The following is an 8,639-nucleotide window of genomic DNA, read 5'->3' on the forward strand; positions in this document are numbered from 1 at the left end:
TGCTGGATCCGCGGACCGAGAACCCGCTCCAGATGCGGGTGGATCTGCGTCATCAGCCCCCGCAGACGATTGGAGACTCTCGTTGCCTCGCCGGCGTAGGGTCGGCCCGGGACGCGGTACTGGTCTTTCAAACAGTCCGTTTTCCCGGGCCGCCCTCCGAACCCGCCGTGCCCATTACTGAGCAACGGGCTCTCCACAAGTCTCGTGGGGACATGCGGTTTTCCTCATGCAGTACTCGGCCAGGGGGCCGGGATCGCTGCACCGCGGTATCGGTAGCGGGTTGTCCGCACCTTCGCCGGGTCCAGCAGGATCGCCCCATCCCCAGCAGGCCACCAACCACCACCGCAGTATCGTCGGCGGAGATCCTTCCATGTGGCCCGGCGGTGCTTGCGCCGCATCCACCCGAAAACCTGACGCCAGACAACGGCACGCAGGTAACGGCCCAGTTCTCGTATAGCTACGGCCACCAGACAAGTAACGCTGAGTAACCATCCGGCGTCGGTTTGGATTCGCTCGTTCCGCTTCTGCTGACGGATCGCCACGATGTGGTGATCCAACTGGCTGGGCGAAGGAGCAATGGGTGCGTCAGGACTGGGAGCCGGAAGAGCTCATCGAGGTCTGGACACTGCTCGAAGACGACATGAAGCGGCTGCGGAACAAGTCCGGGGCGAACAGGCTGGGCTTCGCGATGATGCTGAAGTTCTTCGAGGTTGAGGCCCGCTTCCCGGAGACCGACGGTGAAGTCCCGGCCGCCGCGGTGGCTTATGTGGCCCAGCAGGTGAAGGTGCCGGCGCAGGAGTGGGCAGGGTACGACTGGCGGGGCCGGGCGGCCACCCGTCATCGAACGGAGATCCGTGACGCCTTCGGTTTCCGGGCGAATATGGAGGAGGACCAGGAGAAGCTGGCCGAGTGGCTGACGGCGGAGCTGTGCGGGGTGGAGATGTCCCGCGAGCGGCTGGCGGAGGCGGTCGTAGCCCGTTGCCGCAATGACCACATCGAGCCGCCGACGCCCGGTCAGGTCGGCCGTCTGGTGGGCAAGGCGGTCAAAGACTTCGACGCGCAGTTCTGCCGCAACACCGTGGACCGGCTGTCCCACGCGACGCGTTCGCGGCTGGAGGATCTGGTCGCGGGCAGTGAGGAGGGTGCGGAGCGGTCCGGGGACCAGGCAACAACAGGTGGCGGGCGGTCGTTCTTCACCGAGCTCAAGGCTGACCCGGGGGCACCGGGGCTGGAGAGCTTGTTCGCGGAGGTGGACAAGCTCCAGCGGGTGCGGAAGCTGGAGTTGCCGGCGGACTTGTTCGCGGACGTGTCGGAGAAGCAGGTGGACGCCTGGCGGGCGCGGGCGGCGAAGGAGTACCCGGCGAACCTGGAGCGGATGAAGCCGCCGATGCGTCTGACGCTGCTGGCCGCGCTGTGCCACGTGCGGCACACGGAGATCACTGACTCGCTGGTGGAGCTGTTCATCCAGCTAGTGCTGAAGATCAATACCAGGGCGGAGAAGAAGGTCGACAGGGAGCTGACGGGCGAGCTGAAGAAGGTGCGAGGCAAGGAGGCGATGATGCTGCGGGTCGCCGAGGCCGCTTTGTCCGAGCCCTCGGGCACGGTCCGCAGGGTGATCTATCCGGTGGTCGGCGGGGAGAAGACGTTGAAGGCGCTGGCCGCGGAGGCGGCGGCGAACGAGGCCAAGTACAAGGCGCGGATTCGCACGGTGTTGCGCTCGGCGTATTCGGCGCACTGGCGGCGGATGCTGAAACCGCTGCTCAAAGCGCTGACGCTCAAGTGCAACAACACCGCCTACCGGCCGGTGATGGACGCGATCGACCTGCTCCAGCGGTACCTGGACCAGCCCATCGCCAAGGAGGGCGCGTTCTTCGACGCGGCGGAGAGTGTGCCGCTGGAGGGGGTAGTGCCCGATCAGTGGCGGGCCGCGGTGGTGGACGACAAGGACCGCGTGGAGCGCATCCCGTACGAGCTGTGCGTGCTGGTCAGCCTGCGCGAAGCGTTGCGGCGCCGGGAGATATGGGTGGTGGGGGCGAACCGGTGGCGCAACCCGGAGGACGACCTGCCGCAGGACTTCGAGGACAACCGGGACGTGCACTACGACGCGATCCAAAAGCCCCAGGACCCGGCGAAGTTCATCGCGGCCCTGCAGCAGAAGCACCGCGAAGCCCTGGACCGGTTCGAGGCCGCGCTCGCGGAGGACATCACCGGTGGGGTGGCGATCGTGAAGAGGAACGGCGAGGGGTGGATCAAGGTCTCGCCGCGACCCAAGCAGGAGGAGCCGGAAAACCTGGTCGCGGTGAAGGGCGAGATCGAACGGCGCTGGGGCACAATTGATCTGCTGGACATCTTGAAGTACGCGGAGTTCGACACCGACTTCATCGCCGAGTTCACCTCGGTGGCAACGCGAGAGAATCTGCCCAGGGACGTCCTTCGCAGAAGGCTGCTTTTGGTCCTTTTCGGGCTGGGCACCAACATGGGCATCAAGCGGGTCGCGGTGACGGGCAAGCACGGCGAGTCGGAGGCGACGCTTCGCCGGGTGCGGCACCTGTTCGTGAACCGGGCCAACATGCGTGCCGCGCTGGTGAAGCTGGTCAACGCCACCTTCGCGGTCCGCGATGAGATGTGGTGGGGCACCGGTACGGCGTGTGCCTCCGACAGCCGCAAGTTCGGCGCGTGGTCGTCGAACTTCATGACGGAGTGGCACCAGCGCTACCGGGGCCCCGGGGTCATGATTTATTGGCACGTGGAACGAAAGTCCGTGTGCATTTACAGCCAGCTGAAGTCCTGTTCGGCCTCCGAGGTCGCCGCGATGATCGAGGGCGTGCTGCGGCACTGCACCGACATGGAGGTCGACCGGCAGTACACCGACACCCACGGCGCCTCCATCGTCGGGTTCGCCTTCGCGCACATGCTGGACTTCAAGCTGATGCCCAGGCTGAAGAACATCGGGCGGGCCCGGCTGTATCGGCCGGCCGCGGGCGAGGACAAGAACTGGCCCCACCTGGCCCCAGTGCTCTCCACCAGGACGATCGACTGGGACCTGATCGCCCAGCAGTACGACCAGATCGTGAAGTACACCACCGCGCTCAGGCTGGGCACCGCCGAGGCCGAGCAGGTCCTACGCCGGTTCACCAAGGGCGGCCCCAAACACCCGACCTACCAGGCGATCGAGGAGCTGGGGCGCGCGGTGCGCACGGCGTTTATCTGCGACTACCTCTCGGACGCGGACATGCGCAAGGAGATCGGTGAGGGTTTGCAGGTGGTGGAGAACTGGAATTCGGCGAACCAGGACCTGTTCTACGGCAAGGACGGCGATCTGACGGGGGCGGACAAGGAGAGCCAGGAGGTCTCGATGCTCGCCCTGCACCTTTTGCAGAGCAGTCTCGTGCATGTGAATACCTTGCTGGTACAGCAGGTTTTGGCCGACCCGAAGTGGGCCGGCAAGCTCACCGAGGCAGACCGGCGGGCACTGTCGCCTCTGTTCTGGACCCACGTGAATCCGTATGGAAGATTCGAACTGGATATGAACAGCCGTCTCGACCTGGACCTCGCCGCCACAGCGGCCACGGTGCCCGGCCCGCGCAGTCCGCAGGATGAGGCAGCTGCGGCCGGGAGCTGATGAGGATGGTCGGCTGCCCCTCGTTCCGGCAGTCCAGCCTGGTGGAACGGACTACCTCGATCCTGCGTAGCCACGGCCGTAGACCTGGGGTTGGCATAATCTGGACCACGCACCATTACGTGCGCGCTCGCCAAGGGCGATGCTGCTATTCCTCGGTCTTGAGGCCGTGCGTGTGCTGGATGGTGGAGACGTTGGGGGCGTGCCGTGCCGCAGGTGGCGGAGGCAGCCCGGGCAGGGCGGGTCCCAGCAGACGTCCCGGTGGCTGAAGGGGTCCAGGGTGCGGCCGAGGTGGTGGATCGGGGGTTCGACTGTTGTCGTCGAGGAGCAGGGTTAGCAGCGGGCCGTTGAGGGTGTCGGTGTCGAGCGCCGCCTCGGTGTGGTGGGCTACAGCTTTCAGCACGGGTACCAAACCGGGATGCTCCGTGCCCGCTGCGTCGAGCTGTTCCTGCACGGCGTCCCACCAGGGGTGTGGTGCAGGTGGTCTGGTGTAGGTGTAGCCGGGCTCGAAACGCTCGGTGCACTGACCGTCGCGCCAGCGCGCGAAGCCATTCATGCCGTCCCCGCCCCGTAGGACGCTGAAGGTCTCGGTGCCTTGGGAGAGTGCCGACAGAGGGCCGGACATTGCGCCCATGACCCCGTACTCCTCGAAGCAAAACGACCAGTCGTCCAGGGCCCCGGCACGTAGCACCGATCCCTCTTTCCCGCTGAACTGCACGGCTTGCTGTCGAGTCAGGAATTGGGCGGTCCGGCTGTCGGCCCCGTACCGGGCAAGGACATCGTGCGGTGTGATGCAGCGGGTGAAGGTCACGCACCACATCACCGTGCTCGGATCTGTGGCCCACGCCCACGGCATGGGCGAGGAGTCTTCCACGTTGATCTCCTTCAGCTCTACGGAAGGGCCCCGAGAATCATTCTCGGGGCCCTAGACGGTGCGGTGTCCAGTATCAGGCGATGACGTTGACGTTGTACTTCTCGGTGTCGAGGATGCGCTGGTTCTTCACGAAGGCCCCGTACTTGCCGCCGGCGGACTGGTTGGCCTCCAGAGCGACGTGACCACGTATACACGGCTCATTGAAGGTGACCGGCTTGTCCGTACGAGCCTCGTAAATCATCCACTGGCCGTTCTGGAACAGTGGGACGATGTCGGCACACAGAGCACCATCGGTTCCCCCCTCGAACGAGCCGGCGAAGGGGAACTCGTCGCAGGAGTCATTCGGCACGTACTGCGGGAGCAGCACAAATGGGTCGCTGCTCTGGGATCCGCACGTGCGTGCCCGGTTGGCGTCGTTGAGTCCGTCCGCCCGGCTCAGCGGGGCCCAGTCACGCAGGTTGGCCTGGGCGAAGCCGTAGGCAGCGGCGGCCGCCCCGTGATTGGGGTCAGAGAGCGAGTACTCCAGGGTGGCCCTCCTCTCGGGGATGACACAGCCAGGCGTGGCGAGCTCCGCATCGCATCGGATTTTCGCCTGGACTGGACTGTCCCAGTTGACGTTGGGCTGAATGGGGACGCTGCCCGTGGTGGTGACGTACATGTGGTACTTCGTCTGGAAGCTGTCCGACGCGCCAGAAGCGACGTTGCTGTTGTAGGTGACAGATCCGGACGCCTGCGCACCTACGCCCAGAGTCCTGGTCCCCGTCCAGGGGCGGTTGCTGGGCGCGGAGCAGGTCGAGGTGCAGGACACGTCGAAGGAGACGTTGAGGCTCGTCACCTGCCCGGTGACGGCGATCACCTTGACGGTGATCAGCTCGTTCCAGGTCACGTTGGTGGCGCTGAGGTCCATGCTGCTCTTCACGTCCATCAGGCCGGTGCCCAAGACCGCGCCCTTGTCGCTGAGGAGCGTGTAGGTGACCTGCTGACCGTTCAGACAGATGCCGCCGGTCCGGGTCCAGGTCCAGTAGCCCGGCTGAGTGATGTCGCAGGCTTCGGCGTCAGCGGTCTGTTCGGCAGTCCACGCAGTGGTGGTGCGGCTAGCCGTCAGCGGCCTGGTCTCGACACACGCCGTGGCCGCACCGCCGAGGGCGGCCCGCGCGGAGGACTGGATGGGGGAGCACGACTTTCCGGTGCCGAGCTTCACTTGGCCCTGCTCCGATTCCGGGGCTGGGAGGTCGGCGGCCTTGATCGTGCCAAGCGCCTGGTGCCCGGGAGTATCGGCTGCGGTAGCACTACCAGTGACAGCAAAGGACACGGCGGCTGCCAGCGAGGCAGCCGCCGCGATTATGCGCTGTGTGCGCCTCATCAACTTCCTTCCGTTGAACGGACGTGCACGGTGTGCACACGTTTCCGTGCACACCGTGAAGGACCGTAACGGGGGAGTCGCATGCGTACCGAACTTGATCGAAATGTTGGCGCTCGAAGATCAGTTCTTGGCTTGCGCGGCACTCTTGCGATTGGTGTGGCTGCTGTGCAATTGGCGCCCCTGAGTGTCGGCAAACGAACGTCTGCCGACACTTCAGCCCGTGATCACGAACCCGCAGGTGGGCCCTGTCGACAACTCGCGTCGGAAATCAACGTCGGAGAACGGCTCTTCGGGTAGATTCCGGCAATGCTCATCGGCTACGCCCGCACATCGACGGCCGACCAGAATCCCGATCATCAGATTGACGCGCTTCTCCGCCACGGCGTCGACCGCGACAACATCCACGTCGACGTCGCCAGCGGCGCGAAGGCGTCCCGCACAAAGCTGGACCTCGTCATGCAGCTGCTGCGCGTGGGCGACACACTGAAGGTCACCCGGCTCGACCGGCTTTCCCGCTCCGTGCTGCACCTGGTGACGCTCGGCGCCGAACTGCGCGAGCGCGGGATCGGGCTGCACGTCATCGAGCAGGGCATCGACACCTCCACGATGGAGGGCCGGGCGATGTTCGGGATGCTGTCCGTGCTCGCCGAGCTCCAGCGTGAACTCATCGTGGCGAACACCAACGACGGCCTCGCCTCCGCGCGGGCCCGGGGTCGTGTCGGCGGGCGCCGGCCGCGCCTCACCCTCGACCAGGCCGCGCTCGCCCAACGGCTCTATGACGAGCGGGAGAAGACCGTCCAGCAGATCGCCGACATGTTCGGCGTGCCCCGGTCGACGGTGTACGGCCACCTCGACAGGACCAAGACGGTCCCTCGCCAGCCGAAGAAAGCCGTCTCCACGAAGCCCTGAAAGCTACCGGTTGGTCACTTGTTCCCTGGTGTCTGAGCTAGGACTCCGGGGCCGAGAAGCGGGATGAGCGGCATCGACCCCAGTAGCGCAACCCAGAACATCACCGAGCGCTACCTTGCCCCTGGTAACAGCTTCCTTGGCGCGACACGGACAGTCATAGCGATTACTCAGAGTTACTTGTCGGGTGGCCGTAGCTATACGAGAACTGGGCCGTAACGGAAGGCGGCGTGGGACACCCCGGGTCGGAAGTAGGTGGTCCAGCCCCGCACCAGCGAATTCAACCGGTGCAGCAGGACTTCGAGCGGCAGGTTCACGTCCTGCCAGCAGATCGCCTTCACCTTGGCGGCGCAAGACCTCACAGCCTTCTTCGCCGGATAGGTGTAGACGTATTGCTTGCTGGTACCTCGCTTGTGGTGACGCTGGATGCGCCAGCCGAGGAAGTCGAGGCCCTCGTTGATGTGGAGCACTCTCGTCTTGTCCGGTGCGAACCGAAGCCCGAGTCCGGACAGTACTCCGGCCACCTCATCAAGCAGCGCCTCAATGTGCGCCTTGGTGCCGGACACCATGATCACGAAATCGTCTGCGTACCGGATCAACCGGGCGTTAGCGAGTCCGTGTCGGCGGCGTCTGGCCCGCTCGATGCGGTCCGATCGCTGCTCGGCGAAGTGTTCGTCGAGCACGCTCAGAGCCACGTTGGCCAGCAGTGGCGAGAGGATTCCCCCTTGCGGGGTTCCCCTGCTGGTGTCCTGCAAGGCGCCGGATTCCGTAAGGATTCCGGCCTTGAGGAACGCCTTCACCAGTGAAAGCACCCGCTTGTCCTCGATCCGTGCCCGAACTCTATCCATCAGAGCCGTGTGCGAGATCTCGTCGAAGCACGCGGCAATGTCGGCCTCCAGCACCCACTCATAAGAGTTGGCCGCCAGATGCCGTACTTCAAACACCGCGTCGTGCGCACGCCGGTTCGGGCGGAAGCCGTACGAGCACGAATCGAAATCCGCCTCGAAGATTGGCTCCAGCACCAGCTTCAAGGAAGCCTGAACCACTCGGTCCGCCACGGTCGGGATCCCCAGACGACGCAACTTGCCATTCGCCTTCGGGATCATCCGCTCGCGCACCGGGAGAGGACGGAAACTGCGGTCTTTGACCTGCATCCGCAGCCTTTCGAGGAACCCCTCGACCCCTACCCTGGCCTCGATGGAATAGGCCGAACGGCCATCCACCCCAGCCGTTTTGGCCCCCTTGTTGCCCCGCACCCGATCCCACGCCACCAGAAGGAACGCGGGATCAAGAACGAGATTGAACAGGTCGTTGAACCCGCGACGAGGATCGTCGCTCGCCCAACGGTGCAGCTTGGTCTGAATCCCCAGTACCCGGCGCTCGGCCTTCATCAAGGCCCACTCCAGCTCGTCAGTATTCACCGACGCCTCCTGGCATTCCAGCACTTCCGTTGCCGACTTGCTGGCCCCCTTCGCCATGTACGCGCCTCTCGCGCGCTCGGACTACTACGGAGCCTCCGCCCCGCCCCACGGTCATCAGCCGACGACGGGCCTGCCCACGACCGGGCTGGTTGCCCGGCCGGAAGGGCGACCGGGGACGGTTCCCACGTTCACCATGTGACCGATCGACGAGGTAGGTGCCCAGCTGCTGCCCCGACAGCATCGCCACGACTACGCCGCAGGCTTTCACCGTGGCCTCCCCACCGGCGACCTTGGCCGGCTTCGGAGTTGGCGGACCGACTGGCCGCCACGCGCTGCTGCCATCCGGGGCCGGGGCTCCGGGCGGGTCTCGATGGCGGGAATGACCTGCTTCCGTCCCGGAGAGCGGTCGCGGCTGATCTACAGCTTCCGCGTCCACCGGGGCCGCAAGGGCGAACC

At 65.5% G+C, this 8,639-nt stretch carries 5 protein-coding genes; 2 read left to right on the plus strand and 3 right to left on the minus strand.

What is annotated here, in order from left to right:
- Nucleotides 1-580 precede the first annotated feature (580 nt).
- The gene (locus ACIA8E_RS41175) at nucleotides 581-3,622 is read left to right on the plus strand and encodes a Tn3 family transposase (protein WP_399307146.1); all 3,042 of its coding nucleotides are present in this window, start codon (nucleotides 581-583) and stop codon (nucleotides 3,620-3,622) included.
- A gap of 145 nt (nucleotides 3,623-3,767) precedes the next feature.
- Here the strand turns inward: ACIA8E_RS41175 and ACIA8E_RS41180 are convergent, their stop codons facing one another.
- A complete protein-coding gene (locus ACIA8E_RS41180) occupies nucleotides 3,768-4,493 on the minus strand; it encodes a DUF6461 domain-containing protein (RefSeq protein WP_399307147.1) in 726 nt (241 codons plus the stop codon).
- 73 nt (nucleotides 4,494-4,566) lie between these two features.
- Nucleotides 4,567-5,694 carry a hypothetical protein gene (locus ACIA8E_RS41185; RefSeq protein WP_399307149.1) on the minus strand — a complete coding sequence of 376 codons (1,128 nt, stop codon included), beginning with the start codon at nucleotides 5,692-5,694 and terminating at the stop codon, nucleotides 4,567-4,569.
- 468 nt (nucleotides 5,695-6,162) lie between these two features.
- Here ACIA8E_RS41185 and ACIA8E_RS41190 point away from each other — a divergent pair, with 468 nt between their 5' ends.
- Entirely contained in the window at nucleotides 6,163-6,765 is a 603-nt protein-coding gene (locus ACIA8E_RS41190; RefSeq protein WP_399307151.1) for a recombinase family protein, read from the plus strand.
- Between the two features lie 194 nt (nucleotides 6,766-6,959).
- Here the strand turns inward: ACIA8E_RS41190 and ltrA are convergent, their stop codons facing one another.
- Complete coding sequence (gene ltrA / locus ACIA8E_RS41195) at nucleotides 6,960-8,240, minus strand: group II intron reverse transcriptase/maturase (RefSeq protein WP_399307153.1); 1,281 nt, start codon at nucleotides 8,238-8,240, stop codon at nucleotides 6,960-6,962.
- Nucleotides 8,241-8,639 lie beyond the last annotated feature (399 nt).

The organism is Streptomyces sp. NPDC051664, assembly GCF_044453545.1.
GTDB lineage: Bacteria > Actinomycetota > Actinomycetes > Streptomycetales > Streptomycetaceae > Streptomyces.